General features: G+C 51.8%; 19 protein-coding genes, 1 tRNA gene, 3 rRNA genes and 1 other annotated feature. Of the genes, 11 read left to right on the top strand and 12 right to left on the bottom strand.

The genetic code is table 11. The features are described from left to right. Positions 1-49: 49 nt before the first annotated feature. From pheA to bamD, 4 genes are all read right to left on the bottom strand, one after another. Positions 50-1,210: a bifunctional chorismate mutase/prephenate dehydratase gene (pheA, locus tag E1B03_RS19985; RefSeq protein ID WP_103769318.1), complete on the bottom strand. Its 1,161-nt coding sequence runs from the start codon at positions 1,208-1,210 to the stop codon at positions 50-52. 22 nt (positions 1,211-1,232) lie between these two features. Beyond that, positions 1,233-1,358 (bottom strand) — a sequence feature (Phe leader region). Further along, the gene (gene pheL / locus E1B03_RS19980) at positions 1,310-1,357 is read right to left on the bottom strand and encodes a pheA operon leader peptide PheL (RefSeq protein ID WP_100250063.1); all 48 of its coding nucleotides are present in this window, start codon (positions 1,355-1,357) and stop codon (positions 1,310-1,312) included. It overlaps the preceding feature by 48 nt. Before the next feature lie 102 nt (positions 1,359-1,460). After that, on the bottom strand, positions 1,461-1,799 hold the full coding sequence (raiA, locus tag E1B03_RS19975) for a ribosome-associated translation inhibitor RaiA (protein WP_003031244.1): 339 nt from the start codon (positions 1,797-1,799) through the stop codon (positions 1,461-1,463). Between the two features lie 269 nt (positions 1,800-2,068). Beyond that, positions 2,069-2,806, bottom strand: coding sequence for an outer membrane protein assembly factor BamD (gene bamD / locus E1B03_RS19970; protein WP_103769319.1), 738 nt, complete (start codon positions 2,804-2,806; stop codon positions 2,069-2,071). A 131-nt stretch (positions 2,807-2,937) separates the two neighbouring features. On the opposite strand from bamD, the gene rluD reads away from it, so the two are divergent. From rluD to E1B03_RS19930, 8 genes are all read left to right on the top strand, one after another. Continuing rightward, complete coding sequence (rluD, locus tag E1B03_RS19965) at positions 2,938-3,918, top strand: 23S rRNA pseudouridine(1911/1915/1917) synthase RluD (protein WP_103769320.1); 981 nt, start codon at positions 2,938-2,940, stop codon at positions 3,916-3,918. Continuing rightward, the gene (yfiH, locus tag E1B03_RS19960; protein ID WP_103769321.1) at positions 3,915-4,646 is read left to right on the top strand and encodes a purine nucleoside phosphorylase YfiH; all 732 of its coding nucleotides are present in this window, start codon (positions 3,915-3,917) and stop codon (positions 4,644-4,646) included. The genes rluD and yfiH overlap by 4 nt, the downstream gene beginning before the upstream one ends. A gap of 129 nt (positions 4,647-4,775) precedes the next feature. Continuing rightward, positions 4,776-7,349, top strand: a complete 2,574-nt coding sequence (gene clpB, locus E1B03_RS19955; RefSeq protein ID WP_043017231.1) for an ATP-dependent chaperone ClpB — start codon at positions 4,776-4,778, stop codon at positions 7,347-7,349. A 440-nt stretch (positions 7,350-7,789) separates the two neighbouring features. Beyond that, positions 7,790-9,329: ribosomal RNA gene (locus E1B03_RS19950) — 16S ribosomal RNA — on the top strand. An 85-nt stretch (positions 9,330-9,414) separates the two neighbouring features. After that, a tRNA-Glu gene (locus tag E1B03_RS19945) sits at positions 9,415-9,490 on the top strand. A 222-nt stretch (positions 9,491-9,712) separates the two neighbouring features. Beyond that, positions 9,713-12,619: ribosomal RNA gene (locus tag E1B03_RS19940) — 23S ribosomal RNA — on the top strand. Positions 12,620-12,714: 95 nt separating this feature from the next. After that, a 5S ribosomal RNA gene (rrf, locus tag E1B03_RS19935) occupies positions 12,715-12,830 on the top strand. The 16S, 23S and 5S rRNA genes sit together here with 1 tRNA gene alongside, the layout of an rRNA operon. A 427-nt stretch (positions 12,831-13,257) precedes the next feature. After that, positions 13,258-14,556 carry an MFS transporter gene (locus E1B03_RS19930; RefSeq protein ID WP_103771523.1) on the top strand — a complete coding sequence of 433 codons (1,299 nt, stop codon included), beginning with the start codon at positions 13,258-13,260 and terminating at the stop codon, positions 14,554-14,556. Here the strand turns inward: E1B03_RS19930 and E1B03_RS19925 are convergent. From E1B03_RS19925 to trxC, 5 genes are all read right to left on the bottom strand, one after another. Further along, positions 14,553-14,888 carry a YfiM family lipoprotein gene (locus E1B03_RS19925; protein ID WP_418884888.1) on the bottom strand — a complete coding sequence of 112 codons (336 nt, stop codon included), beginning with the start codon at positions 14,886-14,888 and terminating at the stop codon, positions 14,553-14,555. The genes E1B03_RS19930 and E1B03_RS19925 overlap by 4 nt on opposite strands. 32 nt (positions 14,889-14,920) lie before the next feature. After that, entirely contained in the window at positions 14,921-16,276 is a 1,356-nt protein-coding gene (gene pssA / locus E1B03_RS19920; protein ID WP_103771524.1) for a CDP-diacylglycerol--serine O-phosphatidyltransferase, read from the bottom strand. A gap of 114 nt (positions 16,277-16,390) precedes the next feature. Then, positions 16,391-19,051, bottom strand: coding sequence for a bifunctional acetate--CoA ligase family protein/GNAT family N-acetyltransferase (locus tag E1B03_RS19915; RefSeq protein ID WP_103771525.1), 2,661 nt, complete (start codon positions 19,049-19,051; stop codon positions 16,391-16,393). 36 nt (positions 19,052-19,087) lie between these two features. Next, the gene (gene tapT, locus E1B03_RS19910) at positions 19,088-19,786 is read right to left on the bottom strand and encodes a tRNA-uridine aminocarboxypropyltransferase (RefSeq protein ID WP_103771526.1); all 699 of its coding nucleotides are present in this window, start codon (positions 19,784-19,786) and stop codon (positions 19,088-19,090) included. A 69-nt stretch (positions 19,787-19,855) separates the two neighbouring features. Further along, a complete protein-coding gene (gene trxC, locus E1B03_RS19905) occupies positions 19,856-20,275 on the bottom strand; it encodes a thioredoxin TrxC (RefSeq protein ID WP_103771527.1) in 420 nt (139 codons plus the stop codon). Between the two features lie 207 nt (positions 20,276-20,482). On the opposite strand from trxC, the gene E1B03_RS19900 reads away from it, so the two are divergent. After that, on the top strand, positions 20,483-21,562 hold the full coding sequence (locus E1B03_RS19900) for a tRNA/rRNA methyltransferase (protein ID WP_103771528.1): 1,080 nt from the start codon (positions 20,483-20,485) through the stop codon (positions 21,560-21,562). A gap of 33 nt (positions 21,563-21,595) precedes the next feature. Here E1B03_RS19900 and ung read toward each other — a convergent pair whose 3' ends face one another. After that, positions 21,596-22,285 carry a uracil-DNA glycosylase gene (gene ung / locus E1B03_RS19895; protein ID WP_133086791.1) on the bottom strand — a complete coding sequence of 230 codons (690 nt, stop codon included), beginning with the start codon at positions 22,283-22,285 and terminating at the stop codon, positions 21,596-21,598. A 317-nt stretch (positions 22,286-22,602) separates the two neighbouring features. Between ung and grcA the strand changes: the two genes are divergently transcribed. Continuing rightward, positions 22,603-22,986, top strand: coding sequence for an autonomous glycyl radical cofactor GrcA (gene grcA / locus E1B03_RS19890; RefSeq protein ID WP_003037563.1), 384 nt, complete (start codon positions 22,603-22,605; stop codon positions 22,984-22,986). 78 nt (positions 22,987-23,064) lie between these two features. Here the strand turns inward: grcA and eamB are convergent, their stop codons facing one another. Further along, positions 23,065-23,652: a cysteine/O-acetylserine transporter gene (gene eamB, locus E1B03_RS19885; RefSeq protein WP_103771530.1), complete on the bottom strand. Its 588-nt coding sequence runs from the start codon at positions 23,650-23,652 to the stop codon at positions 23,065-23,067. Between the two features lie 102 nt (positions 23,653-23,754). On the opposite strand from eamB, the gene E1B03_RS19880 reads away from it, so the two are divergent. After that, positions 23,755-24,651, top strand: coding sequence for a LysR family transcriptional regulator (locus E1B03_RS19880; RefSeq protein WP_103771531.1), 897 nt, complete (start codon positions 23,755-23,757; stop codon positions 24,649-24,651). A gap of 17 nt (positions 24,652-24,668) precedes the next feature. Here the strand turns inward: E1B03_RS19880 and srmB are convergent, their stop codons facing one another. Further along, complete coding sequence (gene srmB / locus E1B03_RS19875; RefSeq protein ID WP_003835340.1) at positions 24,669-25,997, bottom strand: ATP-dependent RNA helicase SrmB; 1,329 nt, start codon at positions 25,995-25,997, stop codon at positions 24,669-24,671. Between the last annotated feature and the right edge of the window lie 34 nt (positions 25,998-26,031).

The following is a 26,031-nucleotide window of genomic DNA, read 5'->3' as shown; positions in this document are numbered from 1 at the left end:
CGTATAAATTGTAGGCCGGATAAGCGTAGCGCCATCCGGCATTGTCACGTTAGCTCGGGTCGACCGGCACCACATTTTCGCTTGGATAGCAGCCAAGTATTTTCATTGAACGCGTAATCTCACCCAACTCTTTTAACGCCTTTTGCATCTGCGGGGATTCCAGGTTGGCCTGGATATCAAGATAAAACATCTCTTCCCAAGGGTTGCCGTGAATTGGGCGTGACTCCAGCTTGGTCATAATCAGATTATGGTTACGCAGTACCAGCAGCGCTTCAACCAGCGCACCGGCCTGCTGTCCTGTTGCCATCAGCAGCGTTGTTTTCGCCGGAACCTGGTCGGAAACATTGATTGCTTTGCGCGCCAGTACCACGAAGCGGGTGATGTTTTGCGTCTGGTTTGCTTCGATGTGCTCAAGAACCTGCAAACCATACAGTACGCCCCCGGCCTCGCTCCCCAGGGCCGCCACTCGCGGTGAGTTAGCCTGCGCAACTTTTTCCATCGCTGCAGAGGTGCTTTCGGTGTATTCAATCTTCCAGTGCGGGTAGCGATTCAGGAACTTGCTGCATTGCTGGAAAGGCTGCGGATGGCTGTATACTGTCTCAATAGTGTCGAGATCCGTCGTGCCGGACACCAGGACACAGTGGTCAATCGTGATGGTCATCTCGCCAACGATAGACAGGCTGGTGTGCTGTAGCAGGTCATAAACGTCGTTAATCCCACCGGAGCTGGTGTTTTCAATCGGTACCACCGCGTAGTCAGCTTGTCCGGTTTCAACCTGATTAAAGATATCAGCAAATTTCGCGCAGCCGCTTTCAATAAATTGCTCAAAATGGCGGGCAGCGTACTGACGTGCGGCGAGATGGGAATATGATCCTTTCGGTCCAAGGAAAGCAACGCGCGCGGAGTGCGGGTTGATTTTGTTCAGGTGCTGCTGCAGCAGTGCCTGTTGAGTCAGGACGGAGTCTTCGATGATGAGCTGGAACAGGCGAGTAATGTAGTGAGCATCAAGATGGTGTGCTTTGCCAAGCTGAATCAGTCGATCTAACAGGTCGCGTTCACGGTCAATATCACGTACTGGACGATGAGAAAGCAGTTTAGCTTTGCCAACTTCTACGGCCAGCCCACGTCGCTCAGCCAGCAGGGCCAGTAATTTTTCATCCAGCGTGCTGATCTTATCGCGCAGCGCCAGTAATGGGTTTTCCGATGTCATAGTGTTGCCTTTCTTGTTATCAATAAAAAAGGCCCCCCGTTGTGGGAGGCCTTATTGTTCGTCTTCGCATTCTTTATCACACGACGAAACGCCTCCCATTCAGGGGAAGGTAAAAAAGAATGCGAAGAAGAACGGGACAAGTTTCATGTAATTTTCCTTTGGCTACATCAGTAAAGTACCCGTACTGTTTTCACCCTGTCAACAAAAAACGCGCCCGAAGGCGCGTTGGCGATACACTCAATGTAAGGGACTACTCTTCTTCTGCTTCGACGAAGTTGGCGTCTTTGACTGAAGTTGTTGCACGACGGGCTTCGCCTTTGTGCTGCACTTTATTGAGCTGCCGTTCCAGCTTGTTGATCAAATCGTTAATTGCGGTGTACATATCCTCGTGTTTTGCGCTGGCGACCAGATGTCCGTTCGGTGTATTGATGGTGGCATCAGCAATGAAACCTTGTGGCTCCTTAGACAGAATGATATGTGGATTAATCAGATGAGTTTGCCATTTTTCAAGTTTGGCGAGACGGTCTGCGACATGCTGGCGAATTGCCGGAGTAATTTCCATTTGTTTACTGGTAATGTTCATTGTCATAAATTTTACCTCTTGTCTTTCCCGTCTTGGTGATTCCAGCATACCGTTCCTAATGTCAAAATGTGTGATTTAAATCACATTTTTTTGTCGCCTTTTGTCAAGAAAACCTTTTTGTGAGGCACAGCAGGAACAGGCGATTTTTTACTTGAGGAATACCTGAAAGCAGGCCATATTTGATGAGATGCGTCGGAGCTAAACCGCTTCAGTTATGGCGTCAACGGATAAAAAAACGGCAGCCCTTGGGCTGCCGTTTTGCATTCTGAGGTAAATCAGGTATTGCTACTGTTGGCGGCGATGATTTTCGCTACTTTTTCTGCCTGCGCATTCATCTGCATTTGGCGATAAGCTTTTTCCATCAACGGCAGAGCATTACGTGTTGCCTCGGTATCCGGGAAGTCGCGCAGCATGCCTTCCACGCGGTTTACCACGGCGACCCATGCCCCGCGGGCGGTGTAGTATTCCGCAACAGAGTATTCATACTTCGCCAGACGGTCTTTCAGGAACACCAGACGTTTAGTGGCGTCAGTAGTGTACTGGCTGTTCGGATAGCCACGTACCAGTTTGGAGAAGTCATTAAACGCAGCTCGGGCATGTTGTGGATCGCGATCGCTGCGATCAACACCGAAGAATCCTTGCAGAGCGCTATCATCCAACGCCATATTGGTCAGGCCACGCATATACATGACATAATCAATGTTAGGGTGTGTCGGATTAAGACGGATAAAACGATCGATGGCAGCCTGAGCAAGTGGCAGATCGGCGTTTTTGTAGTAGGCGTAGATGAGATCTAATTGCACCTGCTGAGAATACGGTCCAAATGGATAACGGTTATCCAACGCTTCCAATTGCGTTATTGCCTGTTTCCAGTTACCGTCCTGCAGCTTTTGCTGAGCAGTCGCGTAGATTTCATTTGGCGGATTATCGGGCACCTCTTCCTTTGAACCAGAGCAACCCGCCAAAAACAGGCTCAACGTGGCTGCTGCCACCAGATATTTCATGCGCGTCATGACGTTTTGACTTTCCTCAAAATGTAATACGGGAGATTCTCTGTTCCTGCTCCCGGTTAAGACCAGCTACAATAGCACACTATATTAAACGGCAAAGCCGTAAAACCCAACGTTAAACGAAGAAGCAGTTTATGGCACAACGAGTAGAACTCACCGCAACAGTCTCCGAAAATCAGCTCGGTCAACGCTTAGATCAGGCTTTGGCCGAATTGTTCCCTGATTATTCGCGATCGCGCATAAAAGAATGGATCCTCGACCAGCGCGTGCTGGTAAATGGCAATCTTTGCGATAAACCGAAAGAAAAAGTGTTGGGTGGAGAGCGTGTCTCCATCAATGCAGAAATTGATGAAGAGGTTCGTTTTGAGCCTCAGGATATCCCGCTGGATATCGTTTATGAAGATGACGATATTCTTGTCATCAACAAACCTCGTGACCTCGTGGTGCATCCGGGCGCCGGAAACCCTGATGGCACGGTATTGAATGCATTATTGCATTACTACCCGCCAATCGCGGATGTTCCTCGTGCCGGTATCGTGCATCGTCTGGATAAAGACACGACCGGATTAATGGTAGTAGCAAAAACCGTTCCGGCGCAAACGCGTCTGGTGGAGTCGCTGCAACTGCGTGAAATTACCCGTGAGTACGAGGCCGTGGCGATTGGTCACATGACAGCTGGTGGAACCGTTGAGGAACCGATTAGTCGTCACCCGACCAAGCGTACGCATATGGCGGTACACCCAATGGGTAAACCGGCGGTGACGCACTATCGCATTATGGAACACTTCCGTGTGCACACGCGTCTGCGGTTGCGTCTGGAAACCGGACGTACGCACCAGATCCGCGTGCACATGGCTCATATCACCCATCCGCTGGTGGGCGATCAGGTCTACGGCGGACGTCCGCGTCCACCGAAAGGTGCTTCTGACGAATTTATCTCCGAGCTGCGTAAATTTGACCGTCAGGCGCTGCACGCGACCATGCTGCGTTTGTATCACCCGATTTCCGGTATCGAGATGGAATGGCATGCGCCGATTCCACAAGATATGGTGCGGTTGATTGAAGTGATGCGCGCTGATTTCGAAGAACATAAGGATGATATTGCCTGGCTATGAGTAAGCTAATTGTCCCGCAGTGGCCGCTACCGCAAGGTGTTGCGGCGTGTAGTTCTACCCGTATTGGCGGAGTCAGTATGCCGCCTTACGATTCGCTGAATCTGGGCGCCCATTGCGGCGATAACCCTGAGCAGGTTGAAGAGAACCGCAAACGACTGTTTGCTGCGGGCAATCTGCCGTCAAAGCCAGTCTGGCTGGAGCAGGTCCACGGTAAGGATGTGCTAAAACTGACCGGCGAGCCTTACGCCTCCAAACGTGCAGATGCTTCATACAGCAACACGCCGGGCACCGTGTGCGCGGTGATGACGGCTGATTGTTTGCCGGTACTGTTTTGCAATCGTGCTGGAACGGAAGTCGCGGCGGCGCATGCGGGTTGGCGCGGATTATGCGCCGGCGTGCTGGAAGAGACGGTGGCGTGTTTTGCCGACAAACCTGAAAACATTATTGCCTGGCTAGGCCCGGCGATTGGCCCGAACGCGTTTGAAGTGGGATCAGAAGTCCGTGCAGCGTTCATAGAGAAAGATCCGCAAGCGGACCTCGCATTTGTACCGCGGGGCGACAAATATCTGGCAAATATTTACCAGCTTGCACGCCAACGGTTGGCAAATGTCGGAGTCGAGAACATCTATGGCGGCGACCGCTGCACCTTCAGCGAAAGTGAGACGTTCTTCTCTTATCGTCGCGACAATACCACGGGTCGTATGGCAAGTTTTATTTGGCTGATATAACCTAAAGAATCAAGACGATCCGGTACGTGTAATTTTCTTTTCACATAATTCAGGTCATTCACCTTGAATAATTGAGGGATGACCTCATTTAATCTCCAGTAGCAATTTTGACCTGTTATGGGAGGAGTTATGCGTCTGGATCGTCTTACTAATAAATTCCAGCTTGCTCTTGCCGATGCCCAGTCACTCGCATTGGGGCACGACAATCAATTCATCGAACCACTTCATCTAATGAGCGCCTTGCTGAATCAGGAAGGGGGATCGGTACGTCCTTTATTAACGTCTGCTGGCATTAATGCTGGCCAGTTACGTACAGCCATTGACCAGGCGTTGAGCCGTTTGCCGCAGGTAGAAGGTACCGGCGGTGATGTGCAGCCTTCTCAGGATCTGGTGCGTGTGCTGAATCTTTGCGACAAGCTGGCGCAAAAACGTGGGGACAACTTTATTTCGTCAGAACTGTTCGTTCTGGCGGCGCTTGAGTCACGCGGTACGCTGACCGACTTATTAAAATCAGCAGGCGCTTCGACCGCCAATATCACTCAGGCAATTGAACAAATGCGTGGAGGTGAAAGTGTGAATGACCAGGGGGCTGAAGACCAACGTCAGGCCTTGAAAAAATATACCGTCGACCTGACCGAACGTGCCGAGCAGGGCAAACTCGATCCGGTCATCGGGCGTGATGAAGAAATTCGCCGCACCATTCAGGTGCTGCAGCGTCGTACTAAAAATAACCCGGTATTAATCGGTGAACCGGGCGTCGGTAAAACTGCCATTGTTGAAGGTCTGGCCCAGCGCATTATCAATGGTGAAGTTCCGGAAGGCTTAAAAGGTCGCCGTGTGCTGGCTCTGGATATGGGCGCGCTGGTGGCTGGTGCCAAATATCGTGGTGAGTTTGAAGAACGCTTAAAAGGTGTGCTGAACGATCTCTCGAAACAGGAAGGCAATGTCATTCTGTTTATTGATGAGCTGCATACCATGGTCGGTGCAGGTAAAGCCGATGGCGCTATGGACGCCGGGAACATGCTGAAACCGGCGCTGGCGCGTGGGGAACTGCACTGCGTAGGCGCAACAACGCTTGATGAATATCGCCAGTACATCGAAAAAGATGCGGCGCTGGAACGTCGTTTCCAGAAAGTGTTTGTGGCTGAACCAAGCGTTGAAGATACCATTGCAATTCTGCGTGGCCTGAAAGAGCGTTATGAACTGCATCACCATGTGCAGATTACTGACCCGGCGATTGTTGCGGCAGCAACACTGTCTCACCGCTATATTGCCGATCGTCAGTTACCGGATAAAGCTATCGACCTTATTGATGAAGCGGCATCCAGCATTCGTATGCAGATTGACTCCAAGCCGGAGGAACTCGACAGACTCGACCGCCGTATTATCCAGCTTAAACTGGAACAGCAGGCATTAATGAAAGAGTCTGATGAAGCGAGTAAAAAACGGCTCGACATGCTCAATGAAGAGCTGGACGACAAAGAGCGTCAGTATTCTGAGTTAGAAGAAGAGTGGAAAGCTGAAAAAGCCTCCCTCTCGGGAACACAAACTATCAAGGCTGAGCTGGAGCAGGCTAAAATCGCCATCGAACAGGCGCGTCGCGTCGGCGATTTGGCGCGAATGTCTGAACTGCAGTACGGCAAAATTCCTGAACTGGAAAAACAGCTGGAAGCAGCTACCCAGTCCGAAGGCAAAACTATGCGTCTGCTGCGTAATAAAGTCACGGATGCAGAAATTGCAGAAGTGCTGGCGCGCTGGACCGGGATCCCGGTTGCCCGCATGCTGGAAGGTGAACGAGAAAAACTGTTGCGTATGGAGCAGGAGCTGCACAGCCGCGTGATTGGCCAGAACGAAGCGGTGGAAGCCGTTTCTAATGCCATCCGTCGTAGCCGCGCGGGCTTGTCCGATCCGAATCGTCCGATTGGTTCATTCTTATTCCTTGGCCCAACCGGTGTCGGTAAAACTGAACTGTGCAAAGCGCTGGCAAACTTTATGTTCGACAGTGATGACGCAATGGTGCGTATCGATATGTCCGAGTTTATGGAGAAACACTCTGTGTCTCGTCTGGTTGGGGCGCCTCCTGGATATGTCGGCTATGAAGAGGGTGGGTACCTGACGGAAGCCGTTCGTCGTCGTCCTTACTCTGTCATCCTGCTGGATGAAGTGGAGAAAGCGCACCCGGATGTGTTCAACATTCTGTTGCAGGTGCTTGACGATGGCCGTCTGACTGATGGGCAGGGGAGAACGGTCGACTTCCGTAATACGGTTGTCATCATGACCTCGAACCTGGGGTCGGATCTGATTCAGGAACGCTTTGGTGAGCTGGATTACGGCCATATGAAAGATATGGTGCTGGGCGTTGTGAGCCATAACTTCCGTCCAGAATTCATCAACCGTATAGATGAAGTTGTTGTATTCCATCCGTTGGGTGAGCAGCACATTGCTTCTATTGCTCAGATCCAACTGCAGCGTCTGTACAAACGTCTGGAAGAGCGTGGCTATGAAATCCATATCTCTGATGAGGCGCTTAAACTGCTGAGTGCGAATGGTTACGATCCGGTGTATGGCGCACGTCCATTGAAACGCGCTATCCAACAACAGATTGAAAACCCTCTGGCGCAGCAAATCCTGTCTGGTGAGTTGATTCCGGGCAAAACGATTCGCCTGGAAGTGAACGACGATCGCATCGTGGCAGTGCAGTAAGTCACAAAACAGCAATAAACGGGCCCTGCGGGGCTCGTTTTTGTTTAAATAATAGGCAGTGAGGGCGGTGTTGATTGAAAAGTAATCGCTTGATAAGTTTTTTGTATTTTTAACTTGTCAGCCTGAAATAACTCCCTATAATGCGCCTCCACTGACACGGAACAACGGGCTACAAGCCGCCGGGTCAGCGGGGTTCCACTGAGAACTCCGGCGAAGGAAGCGAAAATAAACGCTTGACTTCGAAGCGGGATAGCGTATTATGCACACCCCGCGCCGCTGAGAAAAAGCGAAGCGGCACTGCTCTTTAACAATTTATCAGACAATCTGTGTGGGCACTCGAAGATACGGATTCTTAACGTCGCAAGACGAAAAATGAATACCAAGTCTCTGAGTGAACATACGTAATTCATTACGAAGTTTAATTCACGAGCATCAAACTTAAATTGAAGAGTTTGATCATGGCTCAGATTGAACGCTGGCGGCAGGCCTAACACATGCAAGTCGAACGGTAGCACAGAGAGCTTGCTCTCGGGTGACGAGTGGCGGACGGGTGAGTAATGTCTGGGAAACTGCCCGATGGAGGGGGATAACTACTGGAAACGGTAGCTAATACCGCATAACGTCGCAAGACCAAAGAGGGGGACCTTCGGGCCTCTTGCCATCGGATGTGCCCAGATGGGATTAGCTAGTAGGTGGGGTAACGGCTCACCTAGGCGACGATCCCTAGCTGGTCTGAGAGGATGACCAGCCACACTGGAACTGAGACACGGTCCAGACTCCTACGGGAGGCAGCAGTGGGGAATATTGCACAATGGGCGCAAGCCTGATGCAGCCATGCCGCGTGTATGAAGAAGGCCTTCGGGTTGTAAAGTACTTTCAGCGAGGAGGAAGGCGTTGTGGTTAATAACCACAGCGATTGACGTTACTCGCAGAAGAAGCACCGGCTAACTCCGTGCCAGCAGCCGCGGTAATACGGAGGGTGCAAGCGTTAATCGGAATTACTGGGCGTAAAGCGCACGCAGGCGGTCTGTCAAGTCGGATGTGAAATCCCCGGGCTCAACCTGGGAACTGCATCCGAAACTGGCAGGCTAGAGTCTTGTAGAGGGGGGTAGAATTCCAGGTGTAGCGGTGAAATGCGTAGAGATCTGGAGGAATACCGGTGGCGAAGGCGGCCCCCTGGACAAAGACTGACGCTCAGGTGCGAAAGCGTGGGGAGCAAACAGGATTAGATACCCTGGTAGTCCACGCCGTAAACGATGTCGACTTGGAGGTTGTGCCCTTGAGGCGTGGCTTCCGGAGCTAACGCGTTAAGTCGACCGCCTGGGGAGTACGGCCGCAAGGTTAAAACTCAAATGAATTGACGGGGGCCCGCACAAGCGGTGGAGCATGTGGTTTAATTCGATGCAACGCGAAGAACCTTACCTACTCTTGACATCCAGAGAACTTAGCAGAGATGCTTTGGTGCCTTCGGGAACTCTGAGACAGGTGCTGCATGGCTGTCGTCAGCTCGTGTTGTGAAATGTTGGGTTAAGTCCCGCAACGAGCGCAACCCTTATCCTTTGTTGCCAGCGATTCGGTCGGGAACTCAAAGGAGACTGCCAGTGATAAACTGGAGGAAGGTGGGGATGACGTCAAGTCATCATGGCCCTTACGAGTAGGGCTACACACGTGCTACAATGGCGTATACAAAGAGAAGCGACCTCGCGAGAGCAAGCGGACCTCATAAAGTACGTCGTAGTCCGGATTGGAGTCTGCAACTCGACTCCATGAAGTCGGAATCGCTAGTAATCGTGGATCAGAATGCCACGGTGAATACGTTCCCGGGCCTTGTACACACCGCCCGTCACACCATGGGAGTGGGTTGCAAAAGAAGTAGGTAGCTTAACCTTCGGGAGGGCGCTTACCACTTTGTGATTCATGACTGGGGTGAAGTCGTAACAAGGTAACCGTAGGGGAACCTGCGGTTGGATCACCTCCTTACCTTAAAGAAACGTTCTTTGTAGTGCTCACACAGATTGTCTGATGAAAAGTAAATAGCAAGGCGTCTTGCGATTGAGACTTCAGTGTCCCCTTCGTCTAGAGGCCCAGGACACCGCCCTTTCACGGCGGTAACAGGGGTTCGAATCCCCTAGGGGACGCCACTTGCTGGTATGTGTGAGTGAAAGTCGCCGACCTTAATATCTCAAAACTTACCTTCGGGTGACGTTTGAGATATTTGCTCTTTAAAAATCTGGATCAAGCTGAAAATTGAAACGACACACTGTTTCATTTCTCCGTAAACAAGAAATGAAAAATGGTGTGTTCGAGTCTCTCAAATTTTTGCAAGTCGATGATGAATCGAAAGAAACATCTTCGGGTTGTGAGGTTAAGCGACTAAGCGTACACGGTGGATGCCCTGGCAGTCAGAGGCGATGAAGGACGTGCTAATCTGCGATAAGCGTCGGTAAGGTGATATGAACCGTTATAACCGGCGATTTCCGAATGGGGAAACCCAGTGTGATTCGTCACACTATCATTACGTGAATACATAGCGTAATGAAGCGAACCGGGGGAACTGAAACATCTAAGTACCCCGAGGAAAAGAAATCAACCGAGATTCCCCCAGTAGCGGCGAGCGAACGGGGAGCAGCCCAGAGTCTGAATCAGCATGTGTGTTAGTGGAACGGTCTGGAAAGTCCGACGGTACAGGGTGATAGTCCCGTACACAAAAGTGCATGTGTTGTGAACTCGAAGAGTAGGGCGGGACACGTGGTATCCTGTCTGAATATGGGGGGACCATCCTCCAAGGCTAAATACTCCTGACTGACCGATAGTGAACCAGTACCGTGAGGGAAAGGCGAAAAGAACCCCGGCGAGGGGAGTGAAAAAGAACCTGAAACCGTGTACGTACAAGCAGTGGGAGCCTCTTTATGGGGTGACTGCGTACCTTTTGTATAATGGGTCAGCGACTTATATTCTGTAGCAAGGTTAACCGAATAGGGGAGCCGAAGGGAAACCGAGTCTTAACTGGGCGTTAAGTTGCAGGGTATAGACCCGAAACCCGGTGATCTAGCCATGGGCAGGTTGAAGGTTGGGTAACACTAACTGGAGGACCGAACCGACTAATGTTGAAAAATTAGCGGATGACTTGTGGCTGGGGGTGAAAGGCCAATCAAACCGGGAGATAGCTGGTTCTCCCCGAAAGCTATTTAGGTAGCGCCTCGTGAACTCATCTTCGGGGGTAGAGCACTGTTTCGGCTAGGGGGTCATCCCGACTTACCAACCCGATGCAAACTGCGAATACCGAAGAATGTTATCACGGGAGACACACGGCGGGTGCTAACGTCCGTCGTGAAGAGGGAAACAACCCAGACCGCCAGCTAAGGTCCCAAAGTCATGGTTAAGTGGGAAACGATGTGGGAAGGCACAGACAGCCAGGATGTTGGCTTAGAAGCAGCCATCATTTAAAGAAAGCGTAATAGCTCACTGGTCGAGTCGGCCTGCGCGGAAGATGTAACGGGGCTAAACCATGCACCGAAGCTGCGGCAGCGACACTATGTGTTGTTGGGTAGGGGAGCGTTCTGTAAGCCGTTGAAGGTGTGCTGTGAGGCATGCTGGAGGTATCAGAAGTGCGAATGCTGACATAAGTAACGATAATGCGGGTGAAAAACCCGCACGCCGGAAGACCAAGGGTTCCTGTCCAACGTTAATCGGGGCAGGGTGAGTCGACCCCTAAGGCGAGGCCGAAAGGCGTAGTCGATGGGAAACAGGTTAATATTCCTGTACTTGGTGTTACTGCGAAGGGGGGACGGAGAAGGCTATGTTAGCCGGGCGACGGTTGTCCCGGTTTAAGCATGTAGGCGGAGGTTCCAGGTAAATCCGGTACCTTATTAACGCTGAGGTGTGATGACGAGGCACTACGGTGCTGAAGTAACAAATGCCCTGCTTCCAGGAAAAGCCTCTAAGCATCAGGTAACACAAAATCGTACCCCAAACCGACACAGGTGGTCAGGTAGAGAATACCAAGGCGCTTGAGAGAACTCGGGTGAAGGAACTAGGCAAAATGGTGCCGTAACTTCGGGAGAAGGCACGCTGATATGTAGGTGAAGTGATTTACTCATGGAGCTGAAATCAGTCGAAGATACCAGCTGGCTGCAACTGTTTATTAAAAACACAGCACTGTGCAAACACGAAAGTGGACGTATACGGTGTGACGCCTGCCCGGTGCCGGAAGGTTAATTGATGGGGTTATCCGTAAGGAGAAGCTCTTGATCGAAGCCCCGGTAAACGGCGGCCGTAACTATAACGGTCCTAAGGTAGCGAAATTCCTTGTCGGGTAAGTTCCGACCTGCACGAATGGCGTAATGATGGCCAGGCTGTCTCCACCCGAGACTCAGTGAAATTGAACTCGCTGTGAAGATGCAGTGTACCCGCGGCAAGACGGAAAGACCCCGTGAACCTTTACTATAGCTTGACACTGAACACTGGTCCTTGATGTGTAGGATAGGTGGGAGGCTTTGAAGCGTGGACGCCAGTCTGCGTGGAGCCAACCTTGAAATACCACCCTTTAATGGCTGGTGTTCTAACGTAGACCCGTAATCCGGGTTGCGGACAGTGTCTGGTGGGTAGTTTGACTGGGGCGGTCTCCTCCTAAAGAGTAACGGAGGAGCACGAAGGTTAGCTAATCCTGGTCGGACATCAGGAGGTTAGTGCAAAGGCATAAGCTAGCTTGACTGCGAGAGTGACGGCTCGAGCAGGTGCGAAAGCAGGTCTTAGTGATCCGGTGGTTCTGAATGGAAGGGCCATCGCTCAACGGATAAAAGGTACTCCGGGGATAACAGGCTGATACCGCCCAAGAGTTCATATCGACGGCGGTGTTTGGCACCTCGATGTCGGCTCATCACATCCTGGGGCTGAAGTAGGTCCCAAGGGTATGGCTGTTCGCCATTTAAAGTGGTACGCGAGCTGGGTTTAGAACGTCGTGAGACAGTTCGGTCCCTATCTGCCGTGGGCGCTGGAGAATTGAGGGGGGCTGCTCCTAGTACGAGAGGACCGGAGTGGACGCATCACTGGTGTTCGGGTTGTCATGCCAATGGCATTGCCCGGTAGCTAAATGCGGAAGAGATAAGTGCTGAAAGCATCTAAGCACGAAACTTGCCCCGAGATGAGTTCTCCCTGAGACTTTAAGTCTCCTGAAGGAACGTTGAAGACGACGACGTTGATAGGTCGGGTGTGTAAGTGTAGCGATACATTGAGCTAACCGATACTAATGAACCGTGAGGCTTAACCTTACAACGCCGAAGATGTTTTGGCGAAGAGACGCAAGATTCAGCTTGATTACAGATTAAATTGACAGACCAAAAAGGTGTGTTGATAACAGAATTTGCCTGGCGGCTGTAGCGCGGTGGTCCCACCTGACCCCATGCCGAACTCAGAAGTGAAACGCCGTAGCGCCGATGGTAGTGTGGGGTCTCCCCATGCGAGAGTAGGGAACTGCCAGGCATCAAATAAAAGCGAAAGGCTCAGTCGAAAGACTGGGCCTTTTGTTTTAAATTAGTGAAGAAGCCCATCCTGCCGGATGGGCTTTTTTGCGTCTGTGCGGGGTGAACACTGCCGGAAGCGGCGTGCGGCCTTATCCGGCCAACAACGGCACCACCAGGTAGGCCTGATAAGCGCAGCGCATCTGGCATTCCAGGCTGCACACTGCCGGATGCGGCGTATTGGCTTATCTGGCCTACAAAAGCCCACACTATTTCTGACCGATAACTCGGGTCTCTTCCTCGAACATATCTGAATAATTTTCCTGCTAATTAAAACCGTGATCTTTCTCTCATAATAAATTATAACAATTATATAACATTTAATTCACCAAAAAAGACACAAGCATCATTAATAAATTCACGCGATCGTTGGCAGGGGTACAATTCTAATGGCTGATAGCAGTGTAACTGAGAACGGGGCGCTGGCAGACGGCGATACCCGTCGTCGAATATGGGCGATTGTCGGAGCATCATCAGGGAATCTGGTCGAATGGTTTGATTTCTATATCTACTCTTTCTGCTCTCTCTATTTTGCTCATATCTTTTTTCCCTCTGGAAACACCACCACGCAGCTCTTACAAACTGCCGGCGTTTTTGCCGCAGGATTCCTGATGCGACCGATTGGCGGCTGGCTGTTTGGTCGCATCGCTGATAAGCACGGGCGTAAAAAGTCTATGCTGCTGTCTGTTTGCATGATGTGCATGGGATCGTTGGTGATCGCTTGTCTACCGGGATATGAAACCATCGGTACTTGGGCCCCTGCGCTATTACTGCTGGCCAGACTATTTCAGGGGCTGTCTGTCGGTGGTGAATACGGAACCAGCGCGACCTATATGAGTGAAGTAGCCGTTGAAGGCAAGAAAGGTTTTTATGCTTCATTCCAGTATGTGACGTTAATCGGCGGACAGTTACTGGCATTACTGGTTGTGGTCATATTACAGCAAACGTTAGAAGACTCAGCATTAAGAGCGTGGGGATGGCGTATTCCATTTGCGTTGGGTGCCGTACTGGCTATTGTTGCGCTATGGCTACGTCGCCAGTTGGATGAAACCTCGAAACAGGACGTTCGCGCGCTGAAAGAAGCAGGTTCTCTGAAAGGGCTCTGGCGTAATCGCAAAGCCTTCATCATGGTGCTGGGCTTTACCGCTGCTGGTTCGCTATGCTTTTACACCTTCACAACTTACATGCAGAAGTACCTGGTTAACACCGCCGGTATGCATGCCAATGTGGCCAGCGGGATTATGACGGCGGCACTGTGTGTGTTCATGCTGGTGCAACCGCTGTTCGGTGCGTTGTCAGATAAAATTGGCCGACGTACTTCAATGCTGTGTTTTGGCGCGTTGGCCGCGATTTTCACCGTTCCCATTCTGACAGCTTTGCAAAGCGTAACGTCACCGTACATGGCGTTTGCTCTGGTGATGTGTGCCTTATTGATCGTGAGTTTCTATACGTCAATCAGTGGCATTCTGAAGGCTGAAATGTTCCCGGCGCAGGTGCGTGCTCTGGGAGTTGGTTTATCTTATGCGGTGGCGAATGCTTTGTTTGGTGGCTCAGCCGAATATGTTGCGTTATCCCTGAAGTCTGTTGGTATGGAAACGACATTCTTCTGGTACGTTACAGCGCTGGCGGTAGTCGCATTTTTGGTGTCACTGATGCTGCATGGGAAAGGGAAAGGTCTGCGCCTCTAGTAATGTGCCAGTTGCCAGACCGCATAGCCGGTAGACGCGCCTGCAACATCCCAGGCGAAGTCCTTCCAGCTCCAGCCGCTCCCAGCGGGGCGGCTGTCCCACAGCTCTTTTGACGCGCCCAGGCTGACTGAAAACATCAGGCCAATAGCCGCACTGCGATCGCGGCTGTTGCCCTGATGTTGGGCATATTCATTGCCGGCTGCAGCAAGCATGGCGGAGGCGATGAAGTGTTGAGCTTTGTCTTGTCCGCTCCAGCGGTCGTTTGCCATGTGGCTGCAGCCAGAAATGGCCAGGATACTGGTAAGAATAAACAGGCGCACCGTTGCCTCCATATGAAAAACCCCGTCACTGGACGGGGTCTTGGTTACAGGATACGGCTAATTAATCTATCGATACGAATACGGCGTAGTCGACGGATGAGCTTACGCACTTTGACAGGATAGTCAGCAATGCTTTGCAGGTCGCGATAGTGCTTAACCACCGTGGTATGCGTGCGGATGAGCTCCAGCTCTTTATCGCGCTGGGGGGTCAGCTCTTGCTTAGGATCGTGGATAAGGATGGCGTTTTCCAGATCCAGACGCCAGGCGCGAGGATTAAGGTTGTTGCCAGTGAGCAGCATCCATTTATCATCAACCCACATGCCTTTCAGATGATAGGTATTGTCATCATCTTTCCATAAGCGTACGACCAGCTGGTCGGTATTCACGTAATACTGCAATCTGCTCAGGAAACGGCGCAGATTTATTTCATACAGATAAGGCAGCGCGCCGATGATTTTGAATGGCTCATCTTCCGGAATGAAAAAGTCGTTGGCGGTTTTATCACCGACAATGATTTCGACCTTTTTCCCTTCACGCAGCAACTGGATGATATTGCGCACCAGTATGGCGGGCAGGTTGAAATAAGGGGTACAGATTGTGAGCTTATGCTCCGCGCAGGGCATGAGATGGAAAATGGTCTTATTTAACAGACTGGATTTTCCAAGGCCCACCAGAGGCGTAACCGAAAGCTGTTCATTATCCGCATTGCCCTGAAAATGGAATGACGCATCGCGTAATTCCTGACGATACAGGCGAATGTCGTTTTTAATTTCAGGGCTTTTTGGGCGATTGATATCATCAAGGCGATTAACGCCGCGACCATTCATCAGGTTCTGCGTAACCCAATCGAACATGATATCGGCCATTTGCGCGTTGCGAATCAACTGATAACGGTCATAGCGATATTTATCATGCTGATGCAAATAAACATCATTCAGACTGGCCCCGCTGTACAGGACGCTGTCATCAATGATAAAGCCTTTAAAATGCAGGACGCCAAGCGCTTCACGGGTGTTAATCGGAACGCCGTAGACAGGAATATCGATACCAGGATTTTCTTGCGCCATTCGGCAATACCAGTCAGCGTTGGTATTTGATGCCGCTGCACCAATACGTCCGCGCTGGGCTCGGTGCCAGTCGACAAGTACCCGGACATCCAGCTCAGGTCGCTGCCGTTTTGCCGCATACAGCGCGTCGAGTATACCTTTGCCACCGTCATCCTGTTCCAGGTACAGCGCAATAATGCAGATCCGTCGCGTCGCGCTGGCTATCTTTTCCAGCAGAGTCTCCCTGAAATTAGCGGGAGCATAAAAGAAATCTACATCATCAACTGACTGAGAAATCTTGGGTAGTTGGGCAAGGTGTTGTTGATGTTTATTACGCTTAAATTTTGACAACATCACAGTGCATTTCTTCTCTGTTCATTGAAGGGTCCTCTGTGCTATGCAGACGACATAAGCGGGCAATGATACCACCAGTACCCATTAATGTGGTCAACATTTCCAGTACCTTACTCACGATTCCTCAAATTGGGCCAGATTAAGCGTTAGCCCAACAATTCCCTCTTCGAGCTGGACGTCAACAACGAACCCGAGTTTTCGGGCCAAGGCGACCATCCCTCGATTGTTTGGCATCGTAATACCATTCAAACGCATAAGTCCGTGATCTCGGGTATATGCAATTAACTTTTCCATCAACCGACGACCCAGTCCAAGCCCTTTGAGATCGGAACGAACCAGTACGGCAAACTCGGCATCAACGTTATCAGGATCTGAGATGGCTCGCGTTACGCCGAGGATCTCTTGCTGATTATCTTTACAGCGTACTGCGACGAAGGCCATTTCCCGATCGTAGTCGATCTGCGTCATATTGGCTAAGTCTTCGTGGGTAAATTCGTTGATCTCACTGAAATAGCGATAATAAAGATCTTCTTTGGTTACCTGAGAAATGAACTGCTGCAGATGAGGTTCATCCTCTGGCAAAATGGGGCGGAACAGGCAGCGCTCGCCGTTCTTCAACTCTACCCACTCTTCAAGCTGATGGGGGTAGGGACGTACAGCCAGTCTGCTTTCGTTATCGCCCGTGAAAGGAGCGATGTCCAGCGTGACATCCAGTGCGGTAAATTCACCGGCGGAGGCCAGCAGCGGATGAATATCGAGACGCTGAATTTCCGGACAATCGACGATCAGGTTAGAGACCTGCACCAGAAGCTGGCTTAACCCGGCGATATCCAGGGGGCGTAGTGCGCTGCGAGCGCGGATCTTCTTATTTTTGATCCCCTGGATCACCAGATAACGCGCCAGATTCATGTTCAATGGCGGCAATGCCACCACGGCTTGCTCTTCCGGTCGCCACTCAACCCCACCTTCACCTAGCATAATCAATGGGCCAAATACCGGGTCGTGTTCAACGACCACGCGAAGTTCCTGGGCACCAGCGCGATTCGCCATGCTTTGTACTAACAAACCGTGAATGCGCGCCTGCGGCCAGGCCATTTTTACCCGATCAAAAATCGCATTGGCGGCCTGCTGCACTTCTGTTGCCGTACGCAGGTAGAGCATTACCCCCTGAACTTCCGATTTATGCGGGATATCAGGAGAACGCAGCTTTAGCGCCACCGGGTAGCCGATTTGCTCCGCGATGTGCACGGCTTCCGCGCTGTCACTGGCGATCCACGTTGGCAGAGTGTGTAAGCCATAGGCTTGTAAAATCGGCTGCACTTCATGGGTATCCAGCGATGTTGCTCCTTCGGCAATCGCCTGCTGTAACAGATTATGCGCTTCGGCTGTGTTGGTGGTCAGGTAGTCCGGCAGCGCAGGCGTTTCCCGCAGCTGCTTCTGGTTACGCCGATATTCCACCATATGCATAAACGCGGTGATGGTGCCTTCCGGCGTGCGGTAGGTAGGTAATCCGGCTTCGCTAAACAGTCTGCGGGCCTCCTGAGAAGAAAACTCTCCGCACCAGTTGGTCAGCAACGAGACGAACTTGCCGCGTGGATGACGCTTTACCGCTTCGATTAACGCTTGCGCGCTTTCGGTGCCGGGAGCGGCCGCGCTGGGTGAGTGGATCACCATCAGTGCGTCGAAATCCTGGCTGGCGAGTAAAATATCCAGCGTTTTAACGTAGTGTTCGCTGCTGGCGTCGTCACGTAGATCCAGCGGGTTGGCGATATCAATATGTTCAGGCAAGGCATCGCGTAATTTCTGGCAGGTATCTTCACTCAGCGTCGCCAGCTTGCCATTTTTTGACCATAGCTCATCTAATGCCAGTGCGGCAGGCGCGGCCCCATTGCTGATGATCATCAGCCTGTCGCCACGCAACGGACGCATATGACTCAGGGTTTCGACCGCCGAGAACAGCTCGTGAGTATCTTGTACGCGTAATAAACCGGCGCGCTGAATAGCCGCATCCCAGGCTGGATCCATCCCTGCACTGGTATGCAGTAAACGCTGCGCCGCTGGACTGCGACCGCTCTTGATCACCAGAATGGGTTTATTACGCGCGGCGCTACGGGCAGCGGAAACAAAGCGTCGGGCATCGCTTAAATGTTCGAGATACAGCAATATCGCGCTGGTTTTACTGTCGCGCGCCAGGTAATCCAGCAGCTCATCAACGTCGATATCCAGGCTGTCACCCAGCGCGATAAAGTAAGAAAAGCCCATTTCTCTCTGCTGTGCCCAGTCGAGTATGGTATTGGATACGGCGGCGGATTGAGAGATAAAAGCCAGCTTGCCACGCTTAATCGGGACGGGGGAAAAGCTGGCGTTAAGTCCCTGCCAGGGGGCGAGAAGCCCCAGGCTGTTGGGGCCCAGCAAGCGTATGTTGTAGCGTGATGCGCAGGCCAGCAGCTCTGCATGCTGCGCCGCGGGAGCTGAGAGAATGATGCACGTTTTACAGCCTTTCTCGCCAAGCGCTTCGAGTAACGCTAGATTACGGCTGGCATTGGTACATAACACTGCGAGGTCGGGGCTAAAAGGCAGGCTGCTGATATTGGGCCAGGCCAGTACGCCCAACACCGCTTTCCATGCGGGCGTCACCGGTAAAACAGGTCCATTGAAACCGCCGGCAAGCAGGTTACGCATCATCAGGTAACCCGCGCGGTTAGGCTTCATTGACGCCCCAATCACCGCAATGGATTTCGGTCGCAGTAGTGCTTCCAGACCACGCTGACTCATATCGGCTTCCTTAATGACACCAGTGACCGAATGATTTTAAACGCTTTCTGGCGAATCTGCTGTGACGCTTCCCTGATGTTGGGTTTTTCCTGCCAGGTAGCGGGTTTTAAAGCGAGTGAAATGATCGCTTAACCCTTCCGCGGCTTGCGTATCTCCCGCCAGATCCAACAAGGCGATAGCCACTTCGGCAGTACAGTATTGCCCTTCGGCGTGAACGCCGCGCAGGTGATAAGCAGAAAGACGCGATAAATCAACGGAGATCACCGGCAGGTTATCAAGGTAAGGGCTTTTGCGGAACATTTTACGCGCCTCAGGCCATGTACCGTCGAGCATGATAAATAACGGTGGCTTACCGGCTGGTGGCGTGAAAATCACTTCACGTTCTTTACCCGCGTAGGAAGCCGGAAAGACTACCATCGGCTGGTAATCTGGATTTTTCACCAGTTCGAGCAGCGCCTGCGGCGGTTCGGTGCGTGACCACTGGAAAGCTGTTGTTTCGGGCAGAATATCGGCAATCAAACGTCCTGTGTTGCTGGGTTTCATTGGCTCAGTATCAAACATCACCAGGCAGAAGCGGCTTTTTGCCTCAGACGGTGCCAGCGTTGCGCACAAGCAGAGCTTCAGCGGCAGCAGGCAGCGCTGACAGCGGCGAATGCGATTACCTCTGGCAAGGAAAGGACGTGTGGCGCGCGCGAGGCGCTCAGCGCGTAACTGAAGAACGGCGTTATCGGTCATGGGGGAACACGTTGAAAAACGCTATTGTCGCAGAGGTGAAAACGGGGCACAAGATGCGCCCCGTAGAGATTATAATGATTCGTTAAGCCAGCTATCGAATGGGGCTTTAGGTACAGCGCCATTGAGCATGTCGACGATTTCACCTTTTCTGAAGATCATGATGGTCGGGATGCTGCGGATACCGAAACGGGCGCTGAGTTCACGCTCGGCTTCCGTATTCACTTTAACAAAACGCACTTTACCGCTACGCTCTTCCGCGACATCTTCAAAAATCGGGGCGAAATTACGGCATGGACCACACCAGGGGGCCCAAAAGTCGACAACTACCGGGAGATCGTCTTTTAACAGTTTATCCAGTGTTTCACCGGTCGCATTGATCACCTCCCCATCAAACAGGTCGTGACCACAGCGTCCGCATTTAGCCGCTTCCTTGACACGATCGTCGGGGATGCGGTTGATAGCCTGGCAGCTGGTACAAACGGTATTCATAACTAACCTCTGGATGAGTGGAGTGGACTTCACGGCAGGAACGCCAGTATGTTTCTATTATGTTACATATTATCGGGGAGTCTGTTCTAAACAACAATGCGTTTTATTCAATGAGTACAATAGTCCTTAGCTTTTAAATGAAATAATGGCTAACGACGTGCACATCGGGTAATCTGCGCGCTTCGCGCAGAGCAGGTGGAGAAAAACATGAGCGACGAACTGAAAAACAAAAACGGCAAGGTCAAAGTGATGTACGTCCGCAGTGACGATGACTCGGATAAACGCACCCAAAATCCACGTACTGGTAAAGGCGGCGGTCGCCCCGGTACTTCCCGAGCCGAAGGCGGTCGTCGCCCTGCCCGTGATGACAGAAAGGGTCCGAACAGCGAACGTGGTCGTGAACGTGGTCGTGACCGCGATGTAGAACGCGACCGCAGACGTGAAGATTCACCATGGCGTACCGTGTCCCGTGCACCGAATGATGATGCTGCAGACAAAGCCGATCATGGCGGTATTAGCGGCAAGAGTTTTATCGATCCTGAAGTCTTACGTCGTCAGCGCGCGGAAGAAACCCGCGTTTACGGTGAGAACGCCTGTCAGGCTCTGTTCCAGAGTCGCCCGGACGCTATTGTTCGCGCCTGGTTTGTTCAGAGCGTAACCCCGCGCTTTAAAGAAGCATTACGCTGGATGGCGGCAAACCGCAAAGCCTACCACGTGGTTGACGAAGCTGAGCTGGCAAAAGCCTCCGGCACTGAGCACCATGGCGGCGTCTGCTTCCTGATCAAAAAACGTAACGGCACCACCGTTAAGCAGTGGGTTGGTCAGGCAGGGGAGCAGGATTGCGTACTGGCTCTGGAAGACATCGCTAACCCGCACAACCTGGGCGGCATGATGCGTAGCTGCGCCCACTTCGGTGTGAAAGGCGTGGTGGTACAGGACGCAGCACTGCTTGAATCAGGTGCGGCTATCCGTACCGCTGAAGGTGGTGCAGAGCACGTTCAGCCGATCACCGGTGACAGCATTGTCGATGTGCTGGACGACTTCCGTAAGGCGGGTTATACGATAGTGATGACCTCAAGCGTGAAAGGCAAACCGCTGTTTACTACCACGCTGCCGGAAAAAATGGTGCTGGTATTAGGGCGTGAGCGTGAAGCGCTGCCAGAAGCAGCATGTTCAGCCGACGATCTGTGCGTAGCGATTGACGGTACGGGCAAGGTAGAAACGCTCAACGTTTCTGTCGCGACCGGCGTGCTGCTCGCGGAGTGGTGGCGTCAGAACAAAGCCTGATAATAAAAATGCCAGCGAATCGCTGGCATTTTTTTACTCGCTTTCCGCGGGTAATACCGGCGTCCAGTCAATCGGCTTTTCTCCTCGTTGTTCCAGCCACGCATTTGCCAGTACAAAGTGATTGCAGCCAAAGAAACCGCGATGCGCAGAGAGCGGTGACGGGTGTGGCGCTTTCAATACATGGTGACGCTGTGCATCAATAATCGCGCCTTTCTTTTGAGCATGTGAACCCCAGAGCAGGAACACCACGCCTTCCCGATGTTGGTTAATCAGGCTGATGACTTTATCGGTAAATGTTTCCCAACCCAGGCTGGCGTGTGAATGTGCCTGGCCGGCGCGTACGGTAAGCACTGTGTTGAGCAACAGCACACCCTGGCGTGCCCAGCTTTCAAGATATCCGTGCGTTGGGCGTGTGAAACCTGGGATCGTTGCTTCCAGCTCTTTGTACATGTTCAGCAACGAGGGAGGAGTGGCAATGCCGGGGCGGACAGAGAACGCAAGACCGTGTGCCTGGCCTGGACCGTGGTAAGGATCCTGCCCCAGGATGACGACTTTTACGTCGCCAAGCTCAGTAAAGCGAAAAGCGTTGAATACATCTTTTTGCGGCGGGTAAATTGTCATACCCGACTGACGCTCGCCCGCCACAGTATGCAGCGTGTTAACAAAATAAGGCTGCTGTTTCTCTTCTGCCAGCACATCGTGCCAGGTTAATTCGGTGGCCATCTCGCTCTCCTGCGAATTTTCAATCCCCCTAGCTTAACTGCTTCTTACGGCGTCGCAAAATTCTGTACGTTTCTCAATGGGCTACCCCTTAAAGATAGTTGAAAATTTATGTAAAAAGTTTAGCTGTGCACATGGCGTAAGTTGATGTAAAGCAATAAAATCCACCTATCACCACTTTTCATGTGTGGTTTTTATTGATTTAAATCAAAGATTCAGGGATGTGTGAGGGGTATATATACACTCAAGCAACAATGGTTTTACCAATTGGCCGGATGACGGCCAACCGAGATCAAATAATTTTGCCGGGGAGGCATCAAATGATTACAGGTATCCAGATTACTAAAGCTGCAAACGACGACCTGCTGAACTCTTTCTGGCTGCTGGACAGCGAAAAAGGCGAAGCACGCTGCATCGTTGCGAAAGCAGGTTTCAATGCTGATGAAGTCGTGGCTGTCAGCAAACTGGGTGAAATCGAATACCGTGAAGTACCGGTAGATGTACAGCCAGAAGTCCGCGTGGAAGGTGGTCAGCACCTGAACGTGAACGTTCTGCGTCGTGAAACGCTGGAAGATGCGGTTAAGCATCCGGAAAAATATCCGCAGCTGACCATCCGTGTTTCTGGTTATGCAGTGCGTTTCAACTCTCTGACCCCAGAACAGCAGCGCGACGTTATTGCTCGTACCTTTACTGAGAGCCTGTAAGGCTCACGGGGAAACCCCGTTTAGCTGAGAATTTGAAAGCGGAAGATGCCAGCGCGTCTTCCGCTTTTTTTATATCTGTTAATAAAAAATTCTCACTGCGCAATACACCAACAGCAGCGCCAGAATGATATTCAACTGTCGCCCGTAACGGCGAAAGAGGCGCTGAAAAAGATGGCCCGCCAGCGCCCAACAGGCATTACCGAACGTACCGATTATTGCCAGCAGAATACTCACCCCAATCAGCCAGTGAGCTTCCTGCGTATAGGGTAGTACGAACGTGGATAACGCGGTAATGCCGTACAAAATGATTTTGACGTTTACAAACTGCAAGCCAAAACTCGCCCAAAAGCTAATCGGCTCTGACCGCAGCCCATCGTTCGCCGCCGGGCTGGTGGCGATCTTCAGTGCCAGCCACAGGATATAAGCGGCTCCAGCCCAACTGAGCCAATGGATGATGGCTGGATCCATGGCTGCCAGCGAAAACGAAATCCCGGCACACATCAACATGACGATTAAAAAGCCCAGACTCATTCCGGCCAATACGCGCGTACTCTGGCGAAAACCGTGTGACGTCGCGGCACTGAGCGCAAGGATGTTGTTTGGTCCGGGGGTTAGCGCGGTAATCAATGTATAGGTCCAGAATGCACTTAAAAGGGTGGGGGTCACTTGTTATCTCCTCTGTTTTGATAGACAGTACCCGAGACAAAACATTTAAAAAAATGAATGTTTTTGCATTCTGGATTCGATATTTTCGATGGGTTGGTGCGGATGGATTTACGTCGGTTTATTACGCTAAAAACGGTGGTGGAAGAGGGCTCATTTCTGCGGGCGTCACAAAAACTTTGCTGTACGCAATCAACGGTTACCTTTCATATCCAACAGCTTGAGCAGGAGCTTTCGGTTCAGCTGTTTGAAAAGATTGGTCGTCGCATGTGCCTCACCAGTGAGGGAAAACGGCTGATGCCGCATATACATGACCTGACGCGCGTAATGGCATCGATTCGGCAGTCGGCGCAACAGGATGCGCAGCCGAGTGGCGATCTGCGCGTTGCCACCGGCGAAACGCTGCTGGCATATAAAATGCCACAGGTTTTACAGCGATTTAAACAACGTGCGCCCCATGTGCGGTTGTCCTTACAGTCGCTCAATTGCTATGTCATTCGCGATGCGTTGCTCAGTGACGAAGTCGATCTGGGGGTATTTTATCGGGTGGGTAATGACGATGCTCTTGAGTTGATGCCGCTGGGCGAGCAGTCTCTGGCGCTGGTTGCTTCGCCGCTGCTTCAGCACGTTGATTTTACCCTGCATAACCAGCACATTCCCTGCAGTTTTATCATTAATGAGCCGCAGTGTATTTTCAGACAACGCTTCGAGGGGTTACTGCGCAAGCGACAGATTACGCTGGAAAATACCATTGAGTTATGGAGCATTGAAAGCATCAAGCAGTGCGTCTCGGCAAATCTAGGGATCAGCTTTTTGCCGCGCTTTGCCGTGGAGAAGGAGCTACGTTCAGGGGAATTGATTGAATTACCGTTCAGTGAACAACCTGAGTTAATTACGGCATTGTGCGGTTATCATGCCGGAAAAGTCGTAAGCCCGGCGATGAGAGTGTTCATTGAGTGTATTGAAGAGAGCTTTGCGAGGTATGAAAAAATGCCGGGCTAAACGGCCCGGCATTCGGTTTACTCTTTGTCGGACTGCTGGGTAGCAGCTCCGCTCGGCTTACGGCGTTTGCCGATATTTTTGGCATCGCGGTGACGTTTTTTCACCCGCGGCTTCTCTTTTTCTTTCGCTTTTTTCTCGGCGCGTTTCGCCAACACTTTCTTGGATGGCTTACCGTTAGATTTCTCACTTGGCGCGCGAGTGGTTGGACGCAGTTCGTCGATGACGCGTGCTTTCAGTGGCTCGTCAATATAACGGCTCGCTTTGCCGAGCAGCAGATGGTCGTGCGCTTCAACCAAAGATATCGCGGTGCCTTTACGGCCAGCGCGACCGGTACGGCCAATGCGGTGCAGATAGGCATCGCCACTGCGCGGCATATCGAAGTTAAACACGTGGCTAACGTCAGGAATATCGATCCCACGAGCGGCAACATCGGTTGCTACCAGCACGTTCACGCGACCATCGGTCAGACGTTTGATCGCTTCGTTACGTTTATTCTGCACCATCTCGCCTTCGAGATAGCAGTTATTAATGCCTGCCTGGCGCAACCAGCCTGCCAGCTCGTGCACTCGCTCGCGTTTGCGTACAAAGACAATTGAGCGGGTCGCTTCCGGTTGTTTTAACAGGTGGATCAGCATGGCAGTTTTGTGCTCGATGTCATCGGCACGGTAGTAAAACTGATGGATCTTCTTGCGTTCGCGGGTGGACGGATCCGCTGAGACTTCGACCGGATCTTCCAGTAGACGCTCGGCAAAATCTTTAATCGCATCACCTTCCAGCGTGGCGGAGAACAGCATGGTTTGCTTACGCCAACGGGTTTCACCGGCGATATGCTCGATGTCCTGAGCAAAGCCCATGTCCAGCATGCGGTCTGCTTCATCGAGGATCAGCGTCTCAACCGCATGGCAGTCGAAGTTCTCTTCTTTAATGTATTGCAGCAGACGACCAGTCGTAGCGACCACGATGTCCTGGTTTTCGCTAAAGACTTCCATGTGGTTCATGTAAGCTACACCGCCGGTAATCGTGGCAATATCCAGATGCGTATTCTTCGCCAGTTCACGGGCGTGTTCGGCAACCTGCATCGCCAGTTCGCGCGTTGGCGTCAGAATTAAAATGCGCGGCGGACCAGATTTCTTGCGTGGGAAGTCGAGCAGGTGCTGCAACGCTGGCAGCAAATATGCCGCCGTTTTACCGGTGCCTGTCGGCGCAGAACCGAGTACATCACGGCCATCGAGCGCAGGCGGAATGGCGGCAGCCTGAATGGCGGTCGGGCGAGTGAAACCTTTTTCCTGGAGGGCATCCAGAAGGCTTTCATCGAGTTCAAGTTCGGAAAAAGTCGTTACAGTCATGTTCTACCTCTGTGTGGGGCGCTGATTATAGACG

Source organism: Citrobacter arsenatis (assembly GCF_004353845.1).
GTDB classification, from domain to species: Bacteria; Pseudomonadota; Gammaproteobacteria; order Enterobacterales; family Enterobacteriaceae; genus Citrobacter; species Citrobacter arsenatis.
This window is presented reverse-complemented; position numbering and strand designations above follow the sequence as displayed.

Coding starts and splice junctions, on each gene's coding strand:
- srmB (WP_003835340.1), bottom strand. CDS start 25,997: ATGACTGTAACGACTTTTTCCGAACTTGAACTCGATGAAAGCCTTCTG.
- bamD (WP_103769319.1), bottom strand. CDS start 2,806: ATGACGCGCATGAAATATCTGGTGGCAGCAGCCACGTTGAGCCTGTTT.
- pssA (WP_103771524.1), bottom strand. CDS start 16,276: ATGTTGTCAAAATTTAAGCGTAATAAACATCAACAACACCTTGCCCAA.
- rluD (WP_103769320.1), top strand. CDS start 2,938: ATGGCACAACGAGTAGAACTCACCGCAACAGTCTCCGAAAATCAGCTC.
- grcA (WP_003037563.1), top strand. CDS start 22,603: ATGATTACAGGTATCCAGATTACTAAAGCTGCAAACGACGACCTGCTG.
- E1B03_RS19925 (WP_418884888.1), bottom strand. CDS start 14,888: ATGGAGGCAACGGTGCGCCTGTTTATTCTTACCAGTATCCTGGCCATT.
- E1B03_RS19900 (WP_103771528.1), top strand. CDS start 20,483: ATGAGCGACGAACTGAAAAACAAAAACGGCAAGGTCAAAGTGATGTAC.
- tapT (WP_103771526.1), bottom strand. CDS start 19,786: ATGACCGATAACGCCGTTCTTCAGTTACGCGCTGAGCGCCTCGCGCGC.
- raiA (WP_003031244.1), bottom strand. CDS start 1,799: ATGACAATGAACATTACCAGTAAACAAATGGAAATTACTCCGGCAATT.
- trxC (WP_103771527.1), bottom strand. CDS start 20,275: ATGAATACCGTTTGTACCAGCTGCCAGGCTATCAACCGCATCCCCGAC.
- yfiH (WP_103769321.1), top strand. CDS start 3,915: ATGAGTAAGCTAATTGTCCCGCAGTGGCCGCTACCGCAAGGTGTTGCG.
- ung (WP_133086791.1), bottom strand. CDS start 22,285: ATGGCCACCGAATTAACCTGGCACGATGTGCTGGCAGAAGAGAAACAG.
- clpB (WP_043017231.1), top strand. CDS start 4,776: ATGCGTCTGGATCGTCTTACTAATAAATTCCAGCTTGCTCTTGCCGAT.
- E1B03_RS19915 (WP_103771525.1), bottom strand. CDS start 19,051: ATGAGTCAGCGTGGTCTGGAAGCACTACTGCGACCGAAATCCATTGCG.
- E1B03_RS19880 (WP_103771531.1), top strand. CDS start 23,755: ATGGATTTACGTCGGTTTATTACGCTAAAAACGGTGGTGGAAGAGGGC.
- pheA (WP_103769318.1), bottom strand. CDS start 1,210: ATGACATCGGAAAACCCATTACTGGCGCTGCGCGATAAGATCAGCACG.
- E1B03_RS19930 (WP_103771523.1), top strand. CDS start 13,258: ATGGCTGATAGCAGTGTAACTGAGAACGGGGCGCTGGCAGACGGCGAT.